General features: G+C 60.4%; 23 protein-coding genes. 8 read left to right on the forward strand and 15 right to left on the reverse strand.

Features of this window, described 5'->3' with window-relative positions; genetic code table 11:
- The first annotated feature begins 64 nt into the window (after nt 1-64).
- The 4 genes from ACYCZ5_RS03445 to xerC are packed head-to-tail and all read left to right on the forward strand — an operon-like array spanning nt 65 to nt 2,865.
- Nucleotides 65-487 carry a CoA-binding protein gene (locus ACYCZ5_RS03445; protein WP_461543384.1) on the forward strand — a complete coding sequence of 141 codons (423 nt, stop codon included), beginning with the start codon at nt 65-67 and terminating at the stop codon, nt 485-487.
- Between the two features lie 28 nt (nt 488-515).
- Complete coding sequence (gene dapF / locus ACYCZ5_RS03450) at nt 516-1,346, forward strand: diaminopimelate epimerase (RefSeq protein ID WP_461543385.1); 831 nt, start codon at nt 516-518, stop codon at nt 1,344-1,346.
- Between the two features lie 9 nt (nt 1,347-1,355).
- On the forward strand, nt 1,356-1,976 hold the full coding sequence (locus ACYCZ5_RS03455; RefSeq protein WP_461543386.1) for a DUF484 family protein: 621 nt from the start codon (nt 1,356-1,358) through the stop codon (nt 1,974-1,976).
- A complete protein-coding gene (gene xerC / locus ACYCZ5_RS03460; protein WP_461543387.1) occupies nt 1,969-2,865 on the forward strand; it encodes a tyrosine recombinase XerC in 897 nt (298 codons plus the stop codon). Before ACYCZ5_RS03455 ends, xerC begins: the two co-directional genes overlap by 8 nt.
- A 30-nt stretch (nt 2,866-2,895) precedes the next feature.
- On the opposite strand, the gene ACYCZ5_RS03465 is transcribed toward xerC, so the two are convergent.
- From ACYCZ5_RS03465 to ACYCZ5_RS03505, 9 genes are all read right to left on the reverse strand, one after another.
- Complete coding sequence (locus ACYCZ5_RS03465; RefSeq protein WP_461543388.1) at nt 2,896-3,285, reverse strand: rhodanese-like domain-containing protein; 390 nt, start codon at nt 3,283-3,285, stop codon at nt 2,896-2,898.
- 7 nt (nt 3,286-3,292) lie between these two features.
- Nucleotides 3,293-3,628, reverse strand: a complete 336-nt coding sequence (locus ACYCZ5_RS03470; RefSeq protein WP_461543389.1) for a rhodanese-like domain-containing protein — start codon at nt 3,626-3,628, stop codon at nt 3,293-3,295.
- A 271-nt stretch (nt 3,629-3,899) separates the two neighbouring features.
- Nucleotides 3,900-4,250 carry a DUF1304 domain-containing protein gene (locus ACYCZ5_RS03475; protein WP_461543390.1) on the reverse strand — a complete coding sequence of 117 codons (351 nt, stop codon included), beginning with the start codon at nt 4,248-4,250 and terminating at the stop codon, nt 3,900-3,902.
- Nucleotides 4,250-5,158: a septal ring lytic transglycosylase RlpA family protein gene (locus tag ACYCZ5_RS03480; RefSeq protein ID WP_461543391.1), complete on the reverse strand. Its 909-nt coding sequence runs from the start codon at nt 5,156-5,158 to the stop codon at nt 4,250-4,252. The genes ACYCZ5_RS03475 and ACYCZ5_RS03480 overlap by 1 nt, the downstream gene beginning before the upstream one ends.
- A 10-nt stretch (nt 5,159-5,168) precedes the next feature.
- On the reverse strand, nt 5,169-6,266 hold the full coding sequence (rodA, locus tag ACYCZ5_RS03485) for a rod shape-determining protein RodA (protein WP_461543392.1): 1,098 nt from the start codon (nt 6,264-6,266) through the stop codon (nt 5,169-5,171).
- Nucleotides 6,266-8,161: a penicillin-binding protein 2 gene (gene mrdA, locus ACYCZ5_RS03490; RefSeq protein WP_461543393.1), complete on the reverse strand. Its 1,896-nt coding sequence runs from the start codon at nt 8,159-8,161 to the stop codon at nt 6,266-6,268. The genes rodA and mrdA overlap by 1 nt, the downstream gene beginning before the upstream one ends.
- Nucleotides 8,158-8,676 carry a rod shape-determining protein MreD gene (gene mreD, locus ACYCZ5_RS03495; protein WP_461543394.1) on the reverse strand — a complete coding sequence of 173 codons (519 nt, stop codon included), beginning with the start codon at nt 8,674-8,676 and terminating at the stop codon, nt 8,158-8,160. Before mreD ends, mrdA begins: the two co-directional genes overlap by 4 nt.
- On the reverse strand, nt 8,673-9,596 hold the full coding sequence (gene mreC / locus ACYCZ5_RS03500; RefSeq protein ID WP_461543395.1) for a rod shape-determining protein MreC: 924 nt from the start codon (nt 9,594-9,596) through the stop codon (nt 8,673-8,675). Before mreC ends, mreD begins: the two co-directional genes overlap by 4 nt.
- Nucleotides 9,597-9,601: 5 nt before the next feature.
- The gene (locus ACYCZ5_RS03505; RefSeq protein WP_459721574.1) at nt 9,602-10,645 is read right to left on the reverse strand and encodes a rod shape-determining protein; all 1,044 of its coding nucleotides are present in this window, start codon (nt 10,643-10,645) and stop codon (nt 9,602-9,604) included.
- Between the two features lie 80 nt (nt 10,646-10,725).
- Between ACYCZ5_RS03505 and gatC the strand changes: the two genes are divergently transcribed.
- From gatC to ACYCZ5_RS03525, 4 genes are all read left to right on the forward strand, one after another.
- Nucleotides 10,726-11,013, forward strand: a complete 288-nt coding sequence (gene gatC / locus ACYCZ5_RS03510; protein ID WP_461543396.1) for an Asp-tRNA(Asn)/Glu-tRNA(Gln) amidotransferase subunit GatC — start codon at nt 10,726-10,728, stop codon at nt 11,011-11,013.
- A gap of 6 nt (nt 11,014-11,019) precedes the next feature.
- Nucleotides 11,020-12,474, forward strand: coding sequence for an Asp-tRNA(Asn)/Glu-tRNA(Gln) amidotransferase subunit GatA (gene gatA, locus ACYCZ5_RS03515; protein WP_461543397.1), 1,455 nt, complete (start codon nt 11,020-11,022; stop codon nt 12,472-12,474).
- Nucleotides 12,475-12,476: 2 nt separating this feature from the next.
- A complete protein-coding gene (gene gatB, locus ACYCZ5_RS03520; protein WP_461543398.1) occupies nt 12,477-13,928 on the forward strand; it encodes an Asp-tRNA(Asn)/Glu-tRNA(Gln) amidotransferase subunit GatB in 1,452 nt (483 codons plus the stop codon).
- A gap of 103 nt (nt 13,929-14,031) precedes the next feature.
- The gene (locus tag ACYCZ5_RS03525; protein ID WP_461543399.1) at nt 14,032-14,880 is read left to right on the forward strand and encodes a DNA ligase; all 849 of its coding nucleotides are present in this window, start codon (nt 14,032-14,034) and stop codon (nt 14,878-14,880) included.
- 23 nt (nt 14,881-14,903) lie between these two features.
- Here the strand turns inward: ACYCZ5_RS03525 and ACYCZ5_RS03530 are convergent, their stop codons facing one another.
- From ACYCZ5_RS03530 to ACYCZ5_RS03555, 6 genes are all read right to left on the reverse strand, one after another.
- Complete coding sequence (locus tag ACYCZ5_RS03530) at nt 14,904-15,623, reverse strand: methyltransferase domain-containing protein (protein WP_461543400.1); 720 nt, start codon at nt 15,621-15,623, stop codon at nt 14,904-14,906.
- Nucleotides 15,623-16,381 (reverse strand): SDR family oxidoreductase, encoded by a 759-nt coding sequence (locus ACYCZ5_RS03535; protein ID WP_461543401.1) that lies wholly within the window; start codon nt 16,379-16,381, stop codon nt 15,623-15,625. Before ACYCZ5_RS03535 ends, ACYCZ5_RS03530 begins: the two co-directional genes overlap by 1 nt.
- On the reverse strand, nt 16,381-17,004 hold the full coding sequence (locus tag ACYCZ5_RS03540) for a thiol:disulfide interchange protein DsbA/DsbL (protein WP_461543402.1): 624 nt from the start codon (nt 17,002-17,004) through the stop codon (nt 16,381-16,383). The genes ACYCZ5_RS03535 and ACYCZ5_RS03540 overlap by 1 nt, the downstream gene beginning before the upstream one ends.
- Nucleotides 17,005-17,019: 15 nt before the next feature.
- Entirely contained in the window at nt 17,020-17,577 is a 558-nt protein-coding gene (locus ACYCZ5_RS03545; protein ID WP_461543403.1) for an SPOR domain-containing protein, read from the reverse strand.
- A gap of 18 nt (nt 17,578-17,595) precedes the next feature.
- On the reverse strand, nt 17,596-19,272 hold the full coding sequence (argS, locus tag ACYCZ5_RS03550) for an arginine--tRNA ligase (protein WP_461543404.1): 1,677 nt from the start codon (nt 19,270-19,272) through the stop codon (nt 17,596-17,598).
- An 87-nt stretch (nt 19,273-19,359) separates the two neighbouring features.
- Nucleotides 19,360-22,392: a bifunctional diguanylate cyclase/phosphodiesterase gene (locus tag ACYCZ5_RS03555; protein ID WP_461543405.1), complete on the reverse strand. Its 3,033-nt coding sequence runs from the start codon at nt 22,390-22,392 to the stop codon at nt 19,360-19,362.
- Nucleotides 22,393-22,461: the final 69 nt, after the last annotated feature.

A 22,461-nucleotide genomic window follows, 5' to 3' on the forward strand; every position in this document is an offset into this window, starting at 1 on the left:
CTTGGCTCCCGTCGTGGATGGACCGATGGTTTATTATAGCCACAGCTTCTTTCTGGAAACTGACATGGCTTTTAGCAACCCAAGTCCTGCTGACATCTGCCGCCTGCTGCGCGAATCGCACACGGTCGCCGTGGTCGGTCTGTCGCCCAACGCAGCCCGTCCCAGCTTCAACGTCGCCCGCGCCTTGCAGGGTTTCGGCCACCGCATCGTGCCGGTGCGGCCACTTGTCGATGAAGTGCTAGGCGAACAAGCTTATGCCGACCTGGAGAGCATCCCTTTTCCGGTGGACATCGTGGATGTGTTCCGTGCACCCGAGCATGTGCCGGCCATCGTGGACAGTTGCATCAAGCTTGGCATCAAGCGGCTGTGGCTGCAGGATGGCGTGGTAAACGAAGAAGCTGCGCTGCGGGCGCAAGCGGCCGGCATCACGGTGGTAATGGATCGATGCATGTTCCGCGACCACACCCAGTTGTGTGCCGACGTATAATCCGCGCATTGTTTTCAGGCAGTCGATCATGACACTCAAATTCACCAAGATGCACGGCGCGGGCAACGATTTCGTGGTCATCGACGGCATCCGTCAGTCGCTCTCGCTGACACCCGAGAAGCTGCGCCTTATCGCCGACCGCCATTTCGGCATCGGCTGCGACCAGATATTGGTGGTGGAAAAATCACAGCGGCATGATGCCGATTTCCGCTATCGCATCTTCAACGCCGACGGCGGCGAGGTGGAACAGTGCGGCAACGGTGCAAGATGCTTCGTGCGTTTCGTGCACGAGAAGAAGCTCACCGGCAAGAAAGAGATCGTGGTCGAGACCAAGAGCGGTCTGATCTCCCCCAAACTGGAGGATGACGGTCGCGTCACGGTGAACATGGGGGCGCCGGTGTTCGAGGCGGCGCGCATCCCTTTCGTCTGCGACAGCGACGAGATCACACAGACACTGGATGTCGATGGACTGGCGGTGCTGATATCTGCCGTTTCCATGGGCAACCCGCACGCGGTACAGGTCGTGACAGACGTGGACGCCGCCCCGGTGTTGCAGCAGGGGCTGCTGATCGAGAACCACACGCGCTTCCCCAATCGTGTGAATGCCGGATTCATGCAGGTGCTCGATCGCGCGCACATTAAACTGCGCGTCTATGAACGCGGCGCGGGCGAGACGCTATCCTGCGGCACGGGCGCTTGTGCGGCAGTCGTTGCGGGCATCCGGCGCGGCCTGCTGGACGACACCGTGCACGTCGCCACACGCGGCGGTGCATTGACCATCACCTGGAATGGCGGCACGAACCCCGTCCTGATGACCGGCCCGGCCATCACGGTGTTCGAGGGCGAGATCAACTTGTAAAGGAATCACATGAAATCCGATGATGTCGTACGCTTTCTGCAAGACCACCCCGAGTTCTTCGAACAGAACGCCGAGATGCTGGCCGAGATCAACCTGCCGCATCCGCACGGCGGCCGCACCATCTCACTCTCGGAGCGGCAGATGCTCACGCTGCGCGACAAGGTCAAATCATTGGAGAAGAAACTTCGTGAACTGATCGAATACGCCAAGGAGAACGATGCACTGCAACTCAAGGTACACCAGTTCAATTGCGCGCTGTTCGGCCCGCACGACCGCGATACCCTGCAGAGTCTGGTGGCGCACAGTCTGAACGAGATCTTCGCCGTGCCGCACGTCGCATTGCATCTGTGGAAAGACGAGCCGCCCAGCGCCGAAGTGCTGGCCTTCGCCGACGAGCATGCGCTCCCGGTCTGCACGCATCACGCGGTCGCCGACACGCAAAGCTGGTTCGGCGAGTCGGGCAATCACCTGCGCTCGTTCGCCTATCTGCCGCTGCGCGCGAACGGTCAGACCATCGGCCTGCTGGTGCTCGGCAGCGAAGACAAGGAACGCTTCTATCCCGAGATGGGTACCGTGTTCCTGCAGCGCATCGCCGAGACACTGGGCAGCGCGTTCAGATTGCATGTCTGATCAGCCGCTCACGCTGACAGGCTATCTGGCCTACCTGCAGCACGAACGCAACTATTCACCCCACACCTCGGAAAACTATGCGCGCGACATCCGGCGCCTGTTCGAACTGGCCGGCAGTACAGCGCTGGGCGAACTGAAGAGCCACCACATCCGCCGCTATATCGCGCAACTGCACGGTAGCGGTCTGTCCGGACGCTCGCTGGCACGCTTGCTGTCATCCTGGCGCGGTTTCTACAACTACCTGATGCGCGACCACGGCTGCCCCGGAAATCCCTGCGTCGGACTGCGTGCGCCCAAGTCGCCCAAGACATTGCCGCATGCACTGTCACCGGATGAAGCGGTACAGCTGGTCGAGATGAAGGTGGAGACAGCGCTGGATACGCGCGACAAAGCGATGTTCGAGCTGCTCTACTCTTCCGGCTTGCGTCTGGCCGAGCTGATCAGTCTCGATCTGTCCACCATGCAAGATACCCTGCACTCGAACGAAGTACGCGTCACCGGCAAAGGCAGCAAGACCCGCGTGGTGCCCGTTGGGCAAGCGGCTATCGCAGCGCTCAAGGCATGGATGCAAGTGCGCGAGCAAGTCGCCAAGCAAGATGAGGTCGCATTGTTCGTCGGCACGCGCGGCGCGCGCATCTCGCCGCGCAGTGTCGAGATGCAACTGCAGAAATGGGCGGTCAAGCAGGGGCTCAACCGCAAGGTGTATCCGCACATGCTGCGCCATTCTTTTGCGACGCATGTGCTGCAATCGTCTGGCGACCTGCGCGCGGTGCAGGAGATGCTGGGCCACGCCAGTATCTCCACCACGCAGGTCTACACCCATCTCGATTTTCAATACCTGGCCAAGATCTACGACAGCGCGCATCCGCGCGCCAAGAAGAAAAGCTAAGAGGGGCGGGCAGAGAGCCCACCCAAAACATCAACGCTGTGCGACGACGTCCAGACCGGCCTCGACCCAGGCACTGGTTCCGCCCTGCACGTTGACCACTTGGGTGAAACCCGCTTCCTGCAGCATCGCCACCGCTTGTGCGGAACGTCGCCCGGAACGACAGATCACCGCAACCGGTTGGTCCTTGAATGCTGCCAGCTCCTGCAGGCGACTCTCCACTTGCCCCAACGGCAACAGCTTCGCGTTCACGGCATGCACTGCCGCATATTCGCTGGGCTCACGCACATCCAGCAGCAGCGCGCCCTGGCTGACCATGTTTTGCGCGGTCTTCACATCCACACCCTGACTGGCCTGTAATTGCTGCATCGCCACCATCAAGCCCAGCACTGCGGTAATGACCCAAAGTATCTTGTTCTTCATGCTCGCCTCAGCTCAAACGATGTGCAGGAAAACCGCTCTGCACCCAGGCCATCATCCCGCCGCGCAGGTTGATGACATTTGAAAAACCCTGCTGTTGCAAGAACATACAGGCCTGCGCCGAACGCGCGCCGCTGCGGCACACCATGATCAGCTTCTCGGACTTGTCCAATTCATTCACTTTCATCGGCAGCATATGCAAGGGCAGCGCCTCGGCCTTGGGCACCGTGCCCTGAGCGATCTCTTCCATCTGGCGCACGTCGATCACACGCATCTTGTGACCGTCTTCTTCCACCCATTGCGCGAACTGCTGCGCGTCGATCTCTTTAACGTTCATACCAAACATATTGATGCCTCCTTGATTCAGCAAGGCGCGAATATTAGCATGTTCTAATATTATGGCAACGTTACTGGGAGTGGGGTTTTGGGATCACTCAAGCCGTTCGTGCTGAGCTTGTCGAAGCATAAATGGCTTCAAATTCAGAACCAACACCGCCGGGGGTTGCCCGACGGTGCTGGGTTTGGTTTTAAGATGAGCGCAAATAACAATAGTGCTCCTCCACCCTATCCCTCCCCCGGAGGGATAGGGAACGGTCGGTGGAACGCATCAGTGTGCGCTACGCCAAGCCCACCAATACCAACCCAATAACCGCCGGCACCGCCTGCACCCAAATTATCTTCACATTGGCCGTCAGCGCGCCATAGATACCCGCCACCAGCACGCAGCCCAGAAAGAACATCTGCACATCGACTTGGTCAGACAGCAATCCCCAGATCAGTCCCGCCGCAAGGAACCCGTTATACAGACCCTGATTCGCGGCAAGTGTGCGGGTCTGTGCGGAGAACTCTTTGCTCAGCCCGAATGCCTTGAGTCCTGTGGGCTTTGTCCACAGGAACATCTCCAGCACGAGGATGTAGAGGTGGATGAATGCTACGAGGCCGACAACGATGTTGGCGGCCTCGTGCATCAGTGCTGGCTCACGAAAGGCTTGAAGCCGAGGCGGCCGGCCAAGGTGTTTGCAGCGCGGCGCGCTTCTTCGGAATTGGCATAGGGCCCGAGCTGGATGCGGTTAAGTCCGCTCTGGCGCAGCAGGATGATGTCCTTGCCGGTGTCGCCAAGTTCGGCGCGCATCTTGGACAGGAAACTCTCGGCCCCCTGCTTCTCTTTGAATGCTCCCAGTTGCAGATAGACCTTGCCGGCCACATCCGGTGGCATCACCGGCATGACGGTCTCGGCCGCAATCGACTCTGCCTTCACCACTGGTGCAGTCACGGCAGCAGCGACCGGCGCGTTGCCGTTGACGGCGATGCTTTCCACTTCCACTTCGGCGCTGCCGTTGTTGACGTAGCCCAGTTTGTAGGCGGCTGCATAGGACAGGTCGATGATGCGGTCATGCAGGAAGGGGCCGCGGTCATTGACGCGCACGACAACGGTTTTGCCGTTGGCCAAATTGGTCACGCGCGCGTAGCTGGGTATCGGCAGGGTGGGATGGGCGGCGGTCATGCCGTACATGTCGTAAGTGTCGCCAATGGAAGTACGCTGGCCGTGGAATTTCTTGCCGTACCAGGAGGCGGTGCCACGTTCTTTATAACTCCCGACGGTCTGCAGTGGCGTGTAGGTTTTGCCCAGTGCGGAATACGGACGATTGGCGTAGCGATGCAGCGGCTCCGCTTTGGGTATGGCATCCGGGATGCTGTCCAGATTGTCCGGCACATCCGCCCCGGGGCCGTCGCCTGCCAGATACTTGCCGTCTGTCGTAGCGGGCGCGGCGGCGGGCTTGCTCGCGGCCGTTTCGCCGGTGGTGCGACGCGGGATGTTGGAGCAGGCGCTCAGCAGTGCGATGCCGGCCAGGATGATGATCAGTTTTCTGTTCATGGTGACTCCCTCAGGTTTTGACCAGACGTTGGTGGGTGTGGATGCTCATCAGTACACCGAAGCCGAGCAACAGCGTAAGCATGGAGGTGCCGCCGTAGCTTACCAGCGGCAGCGGCACGCCGACCACAGGCAGGATGCCGCTGACCATGCCCATGTTGACGAAAGCATATGTGAAGAAGGTGAGCGTGATGCTGCCCGCCATCAGACGTGTGAAATAGGTGGAAGCGGCGGCCGTGATCATGAAGCCGCGGCCGATGACGAAGGCGAACAATCCCAGCAGGAACAGATTGCCGACGAAGCCGAACTCTTCCGACCAGACGGCGAAGATGAAGTCGGTGGTGCGCTCGGGCAGGAATTCCAGATGGGTCTGCGTACCCTGCATATAGCCTTTGCCCAGCAAGCCGCCCGAGCCGACCGCGATCATGCCCTGTATGGTGTGGTATCCCTTGCCCAGCGCATCCTGTGAGGGATCGAATAGCATCAGGATACGGTGGCGCTGGTAATCATGCAGCATGTTCCACAGGAAGGGTGCGCTGGCGGCGGCCCCCACCAGCAGTCCGCCGATGATGCGCCACGACAGGCCGGCAAGGAACAGCACATAGAAACCGCTGGCGGCGATCAGGATAGAGGTGCCCAGATCGGGCTGGCGCAGGATGAGGGCGACCGGCATCAACAGCAGCAGGGTGGCGATCACATAGTTTTTCATGGTGAGCGTGGCTTCGTGTTTCTCGAAGTACCAGGCCATCATCAGCGGCACGGCGACTTTCATCAGCTCCGAGGGCTGGAAATTCATGAAGCCAAGATTGAGCCAGCGCCGCGCACCGTGACTGATTTCACCGAACAGGGCGACGCCGATCAGCATGAGCATGCCCAGCACATAGATCGGCACCGCGATGCGCATCAGCCAGTGCAAAGGCATGTTGGCGACGATCCACAGCGCGACGAAGCCGATGGCGATATTGCCCAGCTGGCCGAACACGCGCATCTCGTTGCCGCCGCTGGCGCTGTACAGTGTCAGCAGGCTGACCAGTAGCAGCGCTCCCAGACCCGACAGGAGTATGGGATCCAGATGTAGCATGAAACGTTGTTTGATCAGTCGCAGATTCATCAATCGTCCTCCGCCCCCGCTTGTTCGATCACCTTCTGCAGCGGCTTGGGCTTCTTGCCAAGCAGGTAGTAGTCCAGCACCTTGCGCGCGATGGGCGCGGCGGTGGAGCCGCCGTGGCCGCCGTTCTCGGCCAGCACGGCCAGCGCGATACGCGGTTTGTCCGCCGGCGCGAAGGCGATGAACCATGCATGGTCACGATTGTATTCGGAGACCTTGTCCTCATCGTACTTCTCTCCCTGCTTCATGCCGATGACCTGCGCGGTACCGGTCTTGCCAGCCACCGGGTAGGGCACGCCCCAGAATGCACCGACCGCCGTGCCACCAGGCTTGACCACCGCCTGCATGGCACCTTTCACCAGCGCCAGATGCTCGGCAGGAATGTGCAGGTCGTACAACGGCTCAGGCTGCGCCTGCTTTTCATCGGGCGCATGCTGTATCTCCTTCACCAGATGCGGCTTGTAGGCCACGCCATCGTTCGCCAATATGGCGGTGGCGAAAGCCAGTTGCAGCGGGGTGACGAGGTTATAGCCCTGCCCGATACCGGCCGATACGGTGTCGCCCGGATACCATATCTGCTCATATCGCTTCCTCTTCCATTCCGTAGAAGGTAGCAGCCCTGATGTCTCGCCTTTCAGGTCGATGCCGGTCTGCTTGCCGAAACCGAACTGCTCCAGATACTCGTGCATGCGGTCGATGCCCAGCTCGGTCGCCAGGCCGTAGTAATAGGTATCGCACGAAACAACGATGGACTTGAACAGATCGACCTTGCCATGCCCGCCGGTCTTCCAGTCGCGGTACTGGTGCGAACTGCCCGGCAGCATGTAGTAACCGGGGTCGCTGATACTGAAAGCGGGCGAACGCGCGTCGAAATGCAATCCGGTCAGCGCCATGAACGGTTTGATGGTGGAGCCGGGCGGGTACTGGCCGCGCAGAGCGCGGTTGTTCAGCGGCACATCGGGGGAATTGTTCAGTGCGTCCCAGCTTTCCGTATCGATACCATCGATGAACAGGTTGGGGTCGTAACCGGGTTTGCTGACGAAAGAAAGTATCTCGCCGTTAGCCGGATCGATCGCCACCAGCGCGCCGCGATAATCACCGAAGGCCTCCTCCGCCACCTTCTGCAGGCCCGCATCCAGTGTCAGCTGCAGATCCTTGCCCGATTGCGGCGGCGTGCGCGACAGCATACGCACGGCGCGTCCGCCCGCATCCACCTCGATCTGTTCGAAACCGGTCACGCCGTGCATCTCTTTCTCGTAGCGCTCCTCGATGCCGGTCTTGCCGATGTAGTCGGAACCCATGTAGTTGCCCGCGAGATTCTTCTTTTCCAGATCGTCCAGCTCCAGCTGGTTGATGCGGCCGATGTAACCGAGCAAATGGGAGGTCGTGTCCGACAGCGGGTATTCGCGGAACAGGCGCGCCTTGATCTCTACGCCGGGGAAGCGATAACGCTGCGCGGCGAAACGCGCCAGCTCCTCGTCGGTCAGTCGCGTCTTCACCGGCAGTGTCTGCAGTGAACGGCGCTCCGACATCAGTTTCCTGAAACGGCGCAGATCCTTGGGTTTGATCTCCACCAGCTTGCCGATCTCTTCGATGGTGGCATTCAGATCGGGGATCTTCTCAGGCGTCAGCTCCAGCGTGTAGCCGGCATAGTTGCGCGCCAACACCTCGCCGTGGCGGTCGGTGATCACACCGCGATTGGGCACGATGGGAACCACGAAGATGCGGTTGCTCTCCGCCATGGTGTCGAAATATTCGTGCTTCCACACCTGCAGATAGAAAGTGCGCGCCACCAGAATCGCCAACAGCACAGCAACGAAGCCGAGACAGAAGATCAGGCGCAGGCTGAACAGGTACCGCTCGCGCTGATGGTTCTTCAGCTCGACATGTGGCGTCATAGTTCGTTCGGATTGCGGCGCGGACGGCGCAAGGTCTGGATGAGCAGGGTCAGCGGCGCCCACAACAGGGCGGAGGTCAGGCTACCGAGGAAATAGTTCCACTCGACGTAGCCCCGCACCTGCCAGTGCACCAGGGCATACACCGCATAGCTGGCGAGCAGCAGCACGAACACGTGCACGGACTGCTCCTTCAGGCTGAACATCTGCACGCGGCGATTGAGCACCAGGCCGCCGAACGCCAGTACCGAATAGGCCAGCGCATGCTGGCCGAACAGGCTGGCATCCGCCACATCGACGAAGATGCCCAGCATCCAGCCGATACCGATGCCCACACGGTGGGGTTTGTGCGTGCACCAGTAGAGCAGCATCAGACCGACGAAGTCGGGACGCAACACCAGCGCCATGCCGTGCCAAGGCAGCCACTCCAGCAACACGGCTGCGATGAAGCTGGCCAAGATGAAACGCCGGCTGGCTGGCAACAGGAATTCGCGGTCCATGGTCATCTGGTGTCTCATGGCGTACCTCGACGGGGAGCTTTTTTGCCCGGAACGGCGGTGCCGTGTGCATCATCCGCAGCGGGGCGCGGCGGCAGGGTCGGGACGCCGGACACGATCAACAATGTGCGATGGCGATCGACACCGGCCAGCGGCACACAGGCGATACGCGCGAACGGATAGGCCGGATCGCGCTCGACGCGGATCACTTTGGCGACCGGCAGTGCCGGAGGGTAGGTGCCATCCATACCCGAGGTCACCAGCTCGTCGCCAACCTGGATGTCCACATCCACCGGCTGATAGCGCAGTTCCAGTTCGCTGATGTTGCCCGAACCGAACACGGCGGCGCGCAGACCGGTGCGCACCACCTGCACCGGCACCACGTTGTCCTTGTCGGTCACCAGCGTGACCTCGGACAAGTAGGGATAGGTACGCGTGACTTGGCCGACCACACCGCTATTGTCTACCACCGCGCGCCCCGCCTGCACGCCGTTCTGTTCGCCCGCATCGACAAACAGTTTGCGTTTGAAGATGTCGCGCTCCAAATAGACGATCTGCGCGGCCAGCACGCTGTACTCGGCGCGCTGTTTGATCTCAAGCAAGGCGCGCAGCTGCGCGTTCTCACTTAGCACCGTCTCCATCTGCTTGAGTTGCGCCGAATCCGCGTCATGCCGCAGATGCAGTTGCGCATTGTCCGCAACCAGATGACTCTGCAGAGAGATGAAAGCATTGGCACCGTCCCACATCTCGCCGGGCAAGGCGGTCAGGCGCTGGAAGGGATAGATGATGATGGAGATGACCTGGCGCGTGGATTCCAGATACTGGTAGCGTGCATCCACGAACAGCAGCAGCAACGACAGCACCGAGAAGAACACCAGCCGCGCGACCGCACTCGGGCCGCGATTGAAGAAGCGCAGGGTGCGGGTGTCTTCCAGCGCCACTTAGATCAATCGGAGGTGAAGATGTTGGTGTATTTGTCCATGCAGTCCAGCGCCTTGCCGGAACCGCGCACCACACAGGTCAGCGGGTCGTCGGCGATCACCACCGGCAGACCTGTCTCTTCCATCAGCAGGCGGTCGAGGTCGCGCAACAACGCGCCGCCGCCGGTGAGCACCATGCCTTTGCTGGCGATGTCCGCGCCCAGTTCCGGCGGCGTCTGTTCCAGCGCGGTCTTCACGGCGCTGACGATACTGTTCAGCGGATCGGTCAACGCTTCGAGGATCTCGTTGCTGGAGATGGTGAAACTGCGCGGCACGCCTTCGGCCAGATTACGGCCGTTCACTTCCATCTCCCGCACTTCGCTACCCGGGAATGCGGAACCGATCTGCTTCTTGATCTGCTCGGCGGTGGTCTCGCCGATCAGCATGCCATAGTTGCGGCGGATGTAGTTGATGATGGCATCGTCGAATTTGTCGCCGCCGACGCGCACGGAACCGGAATACACCGCACCGCCCAGCGAGATCACGCCCACTTCGGTGGTGCCACCGCCGATGTCCACCACCATGGAACCGGTGGCATCTTCGACCGGCAGGTCGGCACCGATCGCGGCCGCCATCGGCTCTTCAATCAGTTCCACGCGACGCGCACCGGCACCGTATGCCGACTCGCGGATGGCGCGGCGCTCGACCTGGGTCGAACCGCACGGTACGCAGATCACGATGCGCGGGCTGGGGGTGAAAATGCTGGATTTGTGCACACGGCGGATGAACTGCTTGAGCATCTGTTCGGTCACGGTGAAGTCGGCGATCACGCCATCCTTCATCGGGCGGATGGCGGTGATGTTGCCCGGTGTGCGGCCCAGCATCTGCTTGGCGGCCAGACCGACCTGCTGGATCACCTTCTTGCCGTTCGGCCCGCCCTCCTGCCGGATCGCCACCACGGACGGCTCGTCGAGCACGATGCCGTGTCCGCGCAGCCAGATCAGTGTGTTAGCCGTACCAAGGTCAATGGCGAGGTCGTTGGAGAAGTAGTTGTTGAACAGTCCGAACATGTTGAGTCCTGTAGTCAAAGGGGTGTCGCAAAGGGCGGCGTATGATACCCTATCAGCCCTGTTTGAATATAGTCTTTGCCATGTCTTTAACTACCCAGGATGTCGAAAAAGTCGCCCGTCTGGCGCGCCTCGCGATGAACCCGTCCGAGATCGAAACCGCACGCAAGCAGCTCAACGGCATCTTCGGCCTGATCGCCGAGATGCAGGCCGTGGATACCGACGGCGTGGAGCCGATGTCGCACAGCCAGGATCTGGCCCAGCGCCTGCGCGAAGACAAGGTCACGGAAAGCAACCAGCGCGAGGCCTTCCAGACCATCGCCCCGCAGGTGGAACAAGGCTTGTTCCTCGTTCCCAAAGTCATCGAGTAATCCAGCATGTTCGAATCCAGCCTCAAACAAATGGGCGCCGCTTTGCGCGCCAAAAAAATCTCCAGCGTCGAACTGACGCAAAGCTATCTGGATCGCATGGCGCAGCTCAATCCGCAGCTCAATGCCTTCATCACCATCAACCCGGAGATGTCGCTGGCGCAAGCCAAAGCGGCAGATGCGCGTCTGGCCGCAGGCAACGCCGATGCGCTGACCGGCATCCCCATCGCGCAGAAAGACATCTTCTGTGCCAAGGACTGGCTAACTACCTGCGGCTCCAAGATGCTGCACAACTTCGTGTCGCCCTACGACGCACACATCATTGCGCAGTTCAACAACGCGGGTGCGATCAATCTCGGCAAGACCAACATGGACGAATTCGCCATGGGTTCTTCCAACGAGACCTCCTACTACGGCCCTGTGAAGAACCCGTGGGACACGGCGCGCGTGCCCGGCGGCTCCTCCGGCGGCACGGCCGCAGCGGTCGCGGCACGCCTGTGCGCTGCCGCCACCGGCACCGATACCGGCGGCTCCATCCGCCAGCCGGCCGCACTGTGCGGCATCTCCGGCTTGAAGCCGACCTATGGCGTGTGCTCGCGTTACGGCATGATCGCTTTCGCGTCCAGCCTCGACCAAGCCGGGCCGATGGGCCGCAGCGCAGAAGACCTGGCGCTGATGATGAACGTGATGGCAGGCTTCGATGAGCGCGATTCCACCAGCCTGCAACGCGACAAGGAAGATTACACACGCGACCTGAACAAGCCCCTGACCGGGCTGCGCATCGGCCTTCCCAAGGAGTTCTTCGCCGAAGGCATGGGCGCTGATGTCGCGAAAGCCATCGAAGCCGCCATCGCGGAATACAAGAAGCTGGGCGCGACCATCGTCGACATCTCGCTGCCGAACTCCAAGCTGTCCGTGCCGGTGTATTACGTGTTGGCCCCGGCGGAAGCGTCGAGCAACCTGTCGCGCTTCGACGGCGTGCGCTACGGTTACCGTGCACCCGAGTACGGCGATCTGGCTGATATGTATGAGAAGAGCCGCGCACAAGGTTTCGGCGCAGAAGTGCGGCGCCGCATCATGATCGGCACCTATGTGTTGAGCCACGGCTATTACGACGCCTATTACATCAAGGCCCAGCGCATCCGCCGCCTGATCGCGCAGGATTTCGTCGAGGCGTACAAGCACTGCGACGTCATCATGGGGCCGACCTCGCCTTCGACCGCGTTCAAGCTGGGCGAGAAAGGCGACGATCCGGTGCAGATGTATCTGTCCGACATCTACACCATCGCTGTGAACCTCGCCGGACTGCCCGGCATGTCCATCCCCTGCGGTTTCGGCGACAACAACATGCCGGTCGGTTTGCAGATCATCGGCAACTATTTCGACGAAGCGCGCATGCTGAATGTCGCGCACCAATATCAACTGGCAACCGACTGGCACAGCCGCGCGCCACAAGGGATCTGAACATGAGCTGGGAAATCGTTATCGGCCTGGAAGTGCATGCTCAACTTTCCACCAACTCGAAGATCTTTTGCGGCGCGTCGACTGAGTTCGGCGCCGAGCCGAACACGCAGGCCGACGCGGTGAGTCTGGCTTTGCCGGGCGTGCTGCCGGTGTTGAACAAAGGTGCAGTAGAACGCGCCATCAAGTTCGGCCTTGCCACCGGTTCGCACATCGCACCGCGCTCGGTGTTCGCACGCAAGAACTACTTCTACCCCGACCTGCCCAAGGGCTACCAGATCAGCCAGTTCGAGCTGCCGGTGGTCGGGCAAGGTGCGCTGACCATTCAGGTCGCCCCACTGTCCGGTAACGCAAAACCTTATGAGAAGACCGTGCGCATCACGCGCGCCCACCTCGAAGAAGATGCGGGCAAATCACTGCACGGCGACTTCCACGGCATGACCGGCATCGACCTGAACCGCGCGGGCACACCGCTGCTGGAGATCGTGTCGGAACCGGATATGTGTTCCGCTGCCGAGGCGGTGGCCTATGCCAAAGCCTTGCACACGCTGGTGCGCTGGATCGGCATCTGCGACGGCAACATGCAGGAAGGTTCGTTCCGCTGCGACGTGAACGTGTCGGTGCGTAAACCCGGCCAACCACTGGGCACGCGCCGCGAGATCAAGAACCTCAACTCGTTCAAGTTCATGCAGCAGGCCATCGACTACGAAGTGCAGTGGCAGATCGACACCATAGAGAACGGCGGCAAGGTGCAGCAGGCCACCATCCTGTTCAATCCCGACACCGGCGAAACGCGCGCCATGCGCAGCAAGGAAGACGCGCACGACTACCGCTACTTCCCCGATCCCGACCTGTTGCCGCTGGAGATCTCGCCCGAGTGGATCGAACAGATGCGTGCCACCCTGCCGGAATTGCCGCAGACCAAGCAGGCGCGCTATGTGAACGACCTCGGCCTGTCCGCCTATGACGCCAGCATCCTCACCGCCTCGCGCGAAATGGCCGATTTCTTCGAGACCGTGCTGGCCGCCGTGCCGAACGATGCCAAGATCTGCGCCAACTGGATCATGGGCGAGCTGAATGCGCAGCTGAACCGCGACGGACTGGACATGACGCAATGCCCTATCACTGCACAGCAACTGGGCAGCATGCTGGCGCGCATCGTGGACGGCACCATCTCCAACTCCGGCGCCAAGGAAGTGTTCCGCAGCATGTGGGCGGAAGGCGGCGAAGTGGATGCCATCATCGAAGCCAAGGGGCTGAAGCAGGTGTCGGATGCCGGTGCAATCGAGAAGATCGTGGACGAGATCATGGCGGCGAATGCCGACAAGGTGACCGAATACCGCAGCGGCAAGGACAAACTGTTCGGCTTCTTCGTCGGTCAGGCCATGAAGGCCAGCAAGGGCCAGGCCAACCCGGCGCAACTGAACGAGGTACTGAAGCAAAAGCTCGCGGGCTGATTGCCGTCATACCGACCCTTCGGCCTGCGCAGGATAACCAGCCACTTGCCAACTTGCTGGCTTAGTAGATTGGCTAGTAGTTTCATCAATGACGGGGGTGGATATGAGACAAATACTCACATCGTTCTGGCTGGTGCTGTTCCTGCTGCAACTACCTTCCCCACTTCTCGCTGCCGAGCCGCCGCCACTGATGCTGGCGAACATCTATCGCGACGAGATCCCGCTGGCCGAATACCGGGTCAGCGAAAAACTGGATGGCATGCGCGGTTATTGGGATGGTCATCGGCTATTCTCGCGCGGCGGCGAAATCATCCATGCACCGCAATGGTTCACCGCCGGGTGGCCGAATGTGCCGCTGGACGGTGAGTTATGGATCACACGCGGACAATTCGCGCTGGCAGTTTCCATCATCCGCAAGCAGACGCCCAATGATGCCGAATGGCGGCGGGTACATTTCATGGTGTTCGATCTGCCGACTCATCCCGGCGTGTTCGACGAGCGCGATGCGGCACTGCAACAGATCGTCGCGCGCGTCGGCCAGCCATGGCTGCAGCATGTCGCGCAGTTGCGTGTGAACGACCACGACGCGCTGCAAGCGATGCTGGAACGCATCGTCGGGCAGGGCGGCGAGGGATTGATGCTGCATCGCGGCGCGTCGCTTTATCGCGCCGAACGCAACGACGACCTGCTCAAGCTCAAACCTTTTCAGGACGCGGACGCCAGAGTCGTGGCACATCTGCCGGGCAAAGGAAAGTACGCGGGGATGATGGGTGCGCTGCAAGTGGAAACCCCCGAGGGACTGCGCTTCCGCCTGGGAAGCGGTTTCTCCGATGCGGAGCGGCGGACTCCGCCGGCGCTGGGCAGTTGGGTCAGCTATCGCTACAACGGCGTGAACGAGGACACCGGCATCCCGCGTTTCGCCCGCTTCCTGCGTATTCGCACAGACCGGTAGAAGGCTCCGACTGCCGGGGCACCCTATGCAAGATCGTAGCGCATCACCCGGTAGAACCCACCGAAGCAATATTCGACGTGCGGCTCACCGGCCAGTGATTTCCCCTGCTTTTCTAATGCCTCCGCAAGTTTCGCTGTCACATCTTCCTGCCAGAACGCCGGCAGGAACGGTTCCAGCGTTCCCAATATCCAGCGCGTCAGCGGAAAACGATACAGCGGGTGATGATGCGGCGTCGCCGCATATTCCGTGACCAGCACCGATCCGCCCGGCTTCAGCACGCGCGCCATCTCGTCGTACACGTTCTGCCGCGCCTCGGGTGGCAACTCATGGAACAGGAAGAACAGGATCAACTGGTCGAACGCATCGTTGGCATAGGCCAGCGTCTCCGCGTTCATGCGCGACAGATGGATGCGGCGCGCGATGTCCTGCGTCTTGCCGCGCGCCAGTTGCAGCTGACCGGTCGCCACGTCGCACAGGTGCACTTCGTTGTCAGCGTTGCGAAACAAGGACGGCGTGAGCTTGCCGTACACACAGGTCAGTTGCAGCAGACGCGCACCCGATCGCGCATCGACATGGCGCAGCGTCTTGTGTAGCAGCTCGTCGTATTGGCCAAACAGGATGGCGTTGATGACAGGTTGATGGTCGAAGAACCAGATGCTCTTGTCCCACAGATAGGCCCACCAGTAATGATGGGCCAGATACTCCGGCACGCCGCCCTTGATAAACCGTTTGTAGATCGCCATCAGTGTTGCGCGCGCGATTTGTGCGGCGCTTTGGCGAACAGCCGGTCGTACAACCAGTTCGGCATCAGCTTCATCACCCGCCCGACCACGCCCATCTGCCAGGGCTCCACCGTGAAGGAGCTACCACGTTCGATCACACGCGCGAAGCGGTGTGCAGCATCGTCCACTTCCAGCATGAACGGCATAGGATAAGTGTTGATGTCGGTCATCGGCGTGCGGATGTAGCCGGGGCAGATGGTCACCACCTTCACACCGCTGCCGTGCATCTCCAGCCGCAGGCTTTCCATGTAGGAGATCAATGCGGCTTTGGATGCGGAATAGGCCCCCGCACCGGGCAGGCCGCGAAAACCCGCCACGCTGGCGATACCGACCAGCCTGCCGCTGCCGGCTGCGCGCATCTTGTCGATGAAGGGCTGGAAGGTCTGCACCGCACCGAGCACATTGATGTCCATCACATGGCGGAACACATCATTGTCCTCAGCATGGCGAGTCAGCGTGCCGATACTCACCCCGGCATTGGCGATCACGATATCCGGCGTGCCGACGCGCGCCATGAAATCGTGCGCTGCCGCGACGATGGCAGTGGCATCGCGCACATCCAGCGCGTAGGGGAAGACTTTGCCCGGGAATTGCGTGGAGAGTTGCTGCAACAGTTCGCCGCGACGGGCGAAGGCGGCGACGGTCGCGCCGCGTTCAAGATAATGGCGCGCAAGGGCAAGACCGATGCCGCTCGACGCGCCGGAGATGACGACCTTCATTATTGCTTGCTGCGTTCCTTGCGGGCGATCTTGATGACTTCGTTCAATACGCGAATGGTGTCTGCCGGCTCAAGTCCGGTGATGATGTATTTGCCGTCCACGGCGATGGTGGGCGTGCCACGCACGCCATAGCTGCGCACCAGCTGATTGCTGCGTGCAACCTTGCCGGCCAGCGTGAACGAGTTATAGGCCGCATCGAACTTGGCACGATCCACACCGCGTTTGCCGACGAAAGCCGCGATCTTCTCCTGATCGCTCAGATCGCTCCCGAACACGTTCCATGCCTCGAACAGATCGTTGTGCAAGCGGCCGAGCTCGCCCAGCGCTTCCAGCGCATAGTAGGTGCGCGCCATCGGCTCCCATGAATCGCGGAAGATGACCGGCACGAATTGCAGGTCTACATCCTTGGGCATGGTCTTCTCCCAGTTGCTGAGCGGGCCATGCAGATGGAAACAATGCGAACAGCCGTAGAAGAAGAATTCCAGTACCTCGACCTTGCTGCCGCTGCTGGTCGGTTGAGCCGGCTTCAGCACCTTGTAGTCGCGGCCGGCCATCACTTCAGCCTGCACTTGCACAGCACACATCATCAGCAAGACCACGATCAGTTTACGCATGAGTGTCATCTTCTTCTCCTGTGGTTATTGGGCGCGCACCGCGGTCGCGGCGATGCCGTTAGTTTTCAGACTGGCGATGGTTGCGTTCGCCGCAGCCAAACCGGCGAACGGCCCGAGGCGGACGCGATGCCACAATCCCTTTTCCGGCAGGTTGACACTGACGATGCTCGCCTCGAATCCGCCCAGCGCCAGGCGCGCCTTGAGTTTCTCCGCATCATCCGCGTTCTGGAATGAGCCAGCCTGCACCAGATAAGGCGTGCTATCCACCGGCGGCTTGGGTTGTGGCTTGGCGACCGCTGCCGGTTTGGAGGCCGTCGCCCCCTCGGACTTGTCCGGCAACACCTTGTAGAACTCGAACTGCGGCTGTGTGGTTTCTGCCTGCCCGTTCGATTTAGGCTGTGGCACCTCGATCTGCGGCACCGGCTTCGGCATCTCGCGCGCCACCGAAGGCTGGTTGAAAGTGGTCGGATTCTTCTTGACCATGTACCAGGCGACGATACCCGCTATGGAGACACCAATCACCATACCGATGATCAGTGATGCGAGCGCCTTGGATTTTTGTGGTCCGCCTGCAGAAGCCATGTTGTTCCTTTTGAGTGATTACATTTGCTCGGGCGCTGTGACACCGAGCAGTGACAATCCGTTCCGTATCACTTGCGCGATGGCGGCGATCAATGCCAGTCGTGCCAGCTTGACCCGCTCGTCATCGACCAGGAAGCGGGACGCATTGTAATAGCTGTGAAAATCAGCGGCAAAGTCCTTCAGGTAGACGGCGATCTGGTGCGGTGCAAGGTCGTTCGCGGCCGTCTCGATCACCGTGGGGAAGTCGATCATCTTCTGCAGCAACATCTTCTCGTAGTCGCTATCCAGCACATCTAGCCCGACCGTGTGGAGCGCCTGTTTGTCACCGCCCCACTGTGCCAGCACCGTGCAGATGCGGGCATGCGCATACTGGATGTAATACACCGGATTGTCGTTGCTCTGCGATTTCGCCAGATCGATATCGAACACCAGCTGCGAATCCGGCGAACGCGCGGCGAGGAAATAGCGCGTCGCATCACAGCCCACTTCATCGATCAGGTCGCGCAGAGTCACATAGCTGCCCGCGCGCTTGGAGATCTTCACCTCCTCGCCGTTCTTCAGCACCGTCACCATCTGGTGCAGCACATAGTCAGGCCAGCCCTGGGGGATGCCGGCATCCAGCGCCTGCAAACCGGCACGCACGCGGGTGATGGTGGAGTGGTGGTCGGAACCCTGCTCGTTGATCACGCGCACGAAACCACGTTTCCATTTTTCCAGATGGTAGGCCACGTCCGGCACAAAATAGGTGTAGCCGCCGTCGCTCTTGCGCATCACGCGGTCTTTGTCATCGCCAAAATCGGTGGTGCGCAACCACAGCGCGTCGTCCTGTTCATAGGTATGGCCGCTGGCGATCAGCTTCTGCACCGTCGCCTCCACCTTACCCTCGGTGTACAGCGCGGACTCCAGCGAGAACACATCGAACTCCACCTGAAAGGCGCGCAGGTCCAGATCCTGTTCGCGGCGCAGATAGGCCACCGCAAAATGGCGGATCGCCTCGACATCCTCCACATCACCCTTACCGGTGATGTGCTGGTCGTCCGCCTCGACGGTCTCCTTCGCCATGTAAGCGTTCGCCACGTCCGCGATGTAATCGCCACGATAACCGGAGTCCGGCCAGGAAGGATCATCGGGCGTGATGCCTTTGCAGCGCAGTTGCACCGACAGCTTCAGGTTGTCTATCTGCACGCCCGCGTCGTTGTAATAGAACTCGCGCGTCACGTTCCAGCCCGCCGCATGCAGCACGTTGCACAAGCAATCGCCAACCGCCGCACCGCGACCGTGGCCGACATGCAACGGCCCGGTCGGATTGGCGGAGACAAACTCCACACCCACCTTGCGCCCCTGCCCGACATGCACATGACCGTAGCCCGCGCCCGCCATCAGCACGCTATGCACCACCGCCTGCTTGGCCGTCGGAGAGATGAACACGTTGATGAAGCCCGCCCCCGCGACCTCCACCTTTTCGATGAAATCCGTCTTGGGCAGCGCGGCCATCAGCGCATTCGCAATGTCGCGCGGCGACTTGCGCAAGGGCTTGGCCAGTTGCATAGCCAGATTGCAGGCGTAATCGCCATGCGCGCTTTGCTTGGGCCGCTCGATGAGGATGGCGGTGTCTGCCGAATCCGGCGACACCTCGCGCAAAGCCTGCGCGAACAATTCGGAAAGATGGGATCTGAAATTCAGGACTACGGACATTGCGGGACGCCTTCAAAAGAGGCGCGAATTATAGCATTCGGGGTCGGCGATATTATTTTGAACTTTCACCCAGATTCCAAGGGGCATTCAGGCTTGCAGCAACGACTGGAACTTGCCGATCGGCACCGGTCGACCGAACAGATAGCCCTGAAACTGCTTGCAACCCGATTTTTCAAGCAACACTCGCTGCGCTTCTGTCTCCACCCCTTCCGCAATCACATCCAGATTCAAACTTTGCGCCATGAGGACTATGGTGCTGACAATCGTCCTGTCGCTGATGTCGCTGGTGATGTCCCGCACAAATGACTGGTCTATCTTGAGTTGGTTGAGGGGCAGACGCTTGAGATATTGCAGTGATGAGTAGCCCGTGCCGAAATCATCCAGAGAGAGCCTGACGCCGATCACGTTCAATGCATTCATGGTGGCGATGGTTTCCTCGATGTCCCCCAGCAACATGCTTTCCGTTAGCTCAAGTTTCAACAGCCCCGGGTCGATACCGTTGTCTTCGACTGCTGAACGGACCTGCGCGACGAAGTCCGTCTGATGGAATTGTTTGGCGCTTACATTCACCGCGAGCACAAGTCGGCACATCATCTCATCCTGCGCCCATGCCTTGAGTTGTTTGCACGCGGTTTCCAGCACCCATTGTCCGATCGGCAGGATCAGCCCTGTTTCTTCGGCATGCGGGATAAAGGTACCCGGCATCGTCAAGCCGCGACCCGGGCTGTCCCAGCGAATCAGGGCTTCCGCTCCGAAGGGGTGACCCGTATCGTCCACCTGCACCTGGAAATGCAATTGGAACTCCGCGTTTTCGATCGCGTTGCGCAATTCCGCGTCAAGTGCCGCATGGGTGTTGATCGACTCCTGCATCTGCGGATCGAAGAATCGCAATGTATTGCGGCCCGCCTTTTTGGCTTGATACATGGCGATATCGGCCTGCTTCAGCAGGTCATCAATCGAGAGGTTGCGGTCGAACAGCGTCGCGCCGATACTGGGCGTGCTGATATAAGCATATTCGCCCAGCATATATTGCATGTTGAGCGCGCCAAGTATCTTGGTGCCGACATTCCTGGCCTGCTCCGCGGCTTCCAGCAGATTCTCGCTCAGATCTTCCAGCATGACCACGAACTCGTCGCCGCCCAGGCGGGCCACCGTGTCACCCTCGCGCACGCATGTGCTCAACCGTCCGGCCACTTGCGCCAGCAGCAAGTCTCCGATGTCGTGTCCCAGCGTGTCGTTGAGCGTCTTGAAGTTATCCAGATCGATGAACAGTACCGCACCGCCTCGCCCGCTCCGCCCGCTGGCGGTCAATGCCCGCTGCAGGCGATCTTGCAACAAGCGCCGGTTGGGGAGCTGGGTGAGCGGGTCGAAGAAGGCCAGACTTTTTATCTCTTCCTCGGCCGATTTGCTTGCGGTGATATCCATGAGCGTGGCGACAAAGTTCACGGTGTGCCCTTTCGCGTCTTTCACCGATGTGATGGAGAGATGCTCCGGATACGCCTCGCCATTCTTGCGCCGGTTCCAGATCTCGCCTTCCCAGCCCCCCTTACGTTCTATGCTCCCCCACATGTCCTCGTAGAATTTCCGGTCGTGCCTGCCAGACTGCAGCAAGCTGGGGTTCTTGCCGACAGCGTCGTCTGCGCTGTATCCGGTAATTCTGGTAAAGGCCTGATTTACCCGCAGGATATTACCGGCGGGATCCGTGACGATGATCCCTGCCTGCGATTCAAAGGCTGTCGCGGCGATGCGCAATTGCTGCTCTGCCAACAAGGTGTCGCTGATATCGCGGGTGATGCCCAGCAACGAGGTCACCTCACCGTTGACACCCAGCATGGGCGAGGCATGCGTTTCCAGATAGCGGGTTGTGCCCTTCAGGCCGGTGACCTTGAATACCAGCTTGCCGCTTTCACCCTGCATGACTCGCCGGTGCAGGGCTGCAAAAGCCTCGCGGTATTCCGGACAGACATAGTCGATCAGATTCTTCTGCTGCGCTTCCTCTAGACCGCCTGCCTCCAGCATCGCCAGACCGGCGCTATTCATTTCCAGCAACCGTCCAGTGGCATCCACGACCTTGATGCACTGCGGGTCTGTCTCAAAGATACTGCGCAAACGCTTTTCACTGGCCGTCAGCTTCTTGCCAGCCGCTTCCAACTGCTCGGCACGCTCGTAAGTTTCTTTCTGTTGCGCACTCAGTCTGCGCAGCAACGCGGCGGCGGCCAATGCCATCAGCCAAATGATCGTGGTGGCAACGATGGCTTGGTTACGATCCTTTGCGAGGAGCGCCTCGACCGGTCCAAGCAGGGTGGTTTCACTCAGGCCGGTCACCACCACGAGTGGCGCCTCATCGATTCGATGCCACTGGAAAAGTCGCACGACCTTGTCGAAATTGGCCGGCGTTTTGAATGAGCCGCTGGGCACGGCATCCGGCCCGACAAAGCCGCGGTTCGCCCCGACATGCTTGCCCATCGCCTTGTCATTATCGACACTGCGCGCCAGGTATTCCCCGCTCTGCCGGAAGATCGCTATCACGTCATCGGAGGCCAGTGTCGTGGCCGCCAGAGAGCGATGCAGATATTCCGGTGATAGCGAGACAACCATCACGCCATTGAAACGTCCATTGCGCAGGATGGGGCGCGTGAACTGGATGGACCATTGTTTGGAGACCCTGCCAAATACAGGCGCACTGACGAACAACTTGGGCTCTGGTGAGTTCAGATGCGCCTTGAAATGTTCGCGATCGGCCAGATACACGCGACTTTTCATCCCCAAATTGGATGAGGCCAGGTATCCCTCTGCATCGATAGTCGCTATTTGCAGCAGGGAGCCCAAAGGAAATCGCTGCTCCACCCTGGCCACCATGGTGTCGTAATCTCGCTTCCGGCCAGATCCATAGGCCTCGGCTAGCTCTTGGGCCGCGCGGTCGGCGGAACGCACCAGGATGGAAACCTGTTCCGCGACTGCACCATTCAATTGTTTTGCACGCAACTCGGCCTGTGCGATCGTTTCTGCACGCAACTGACCGGCGGCTCTGGTCAGCTGCCACCAGTACAAACCAGTTGCCACCAGCGTCAGCAGCAGAACCACCCAGCCGATACGCTTGGCATGCAAAGGAGACGTCATGATGTTCGGCGCGCGCTGGTCGCGCCTGCGGTGCAGGTCTGAGAAGTCACGGGGCGAACAGGCTCGCCC

Source organism: Sideroxydans sp., assembly GCF_054604835.1.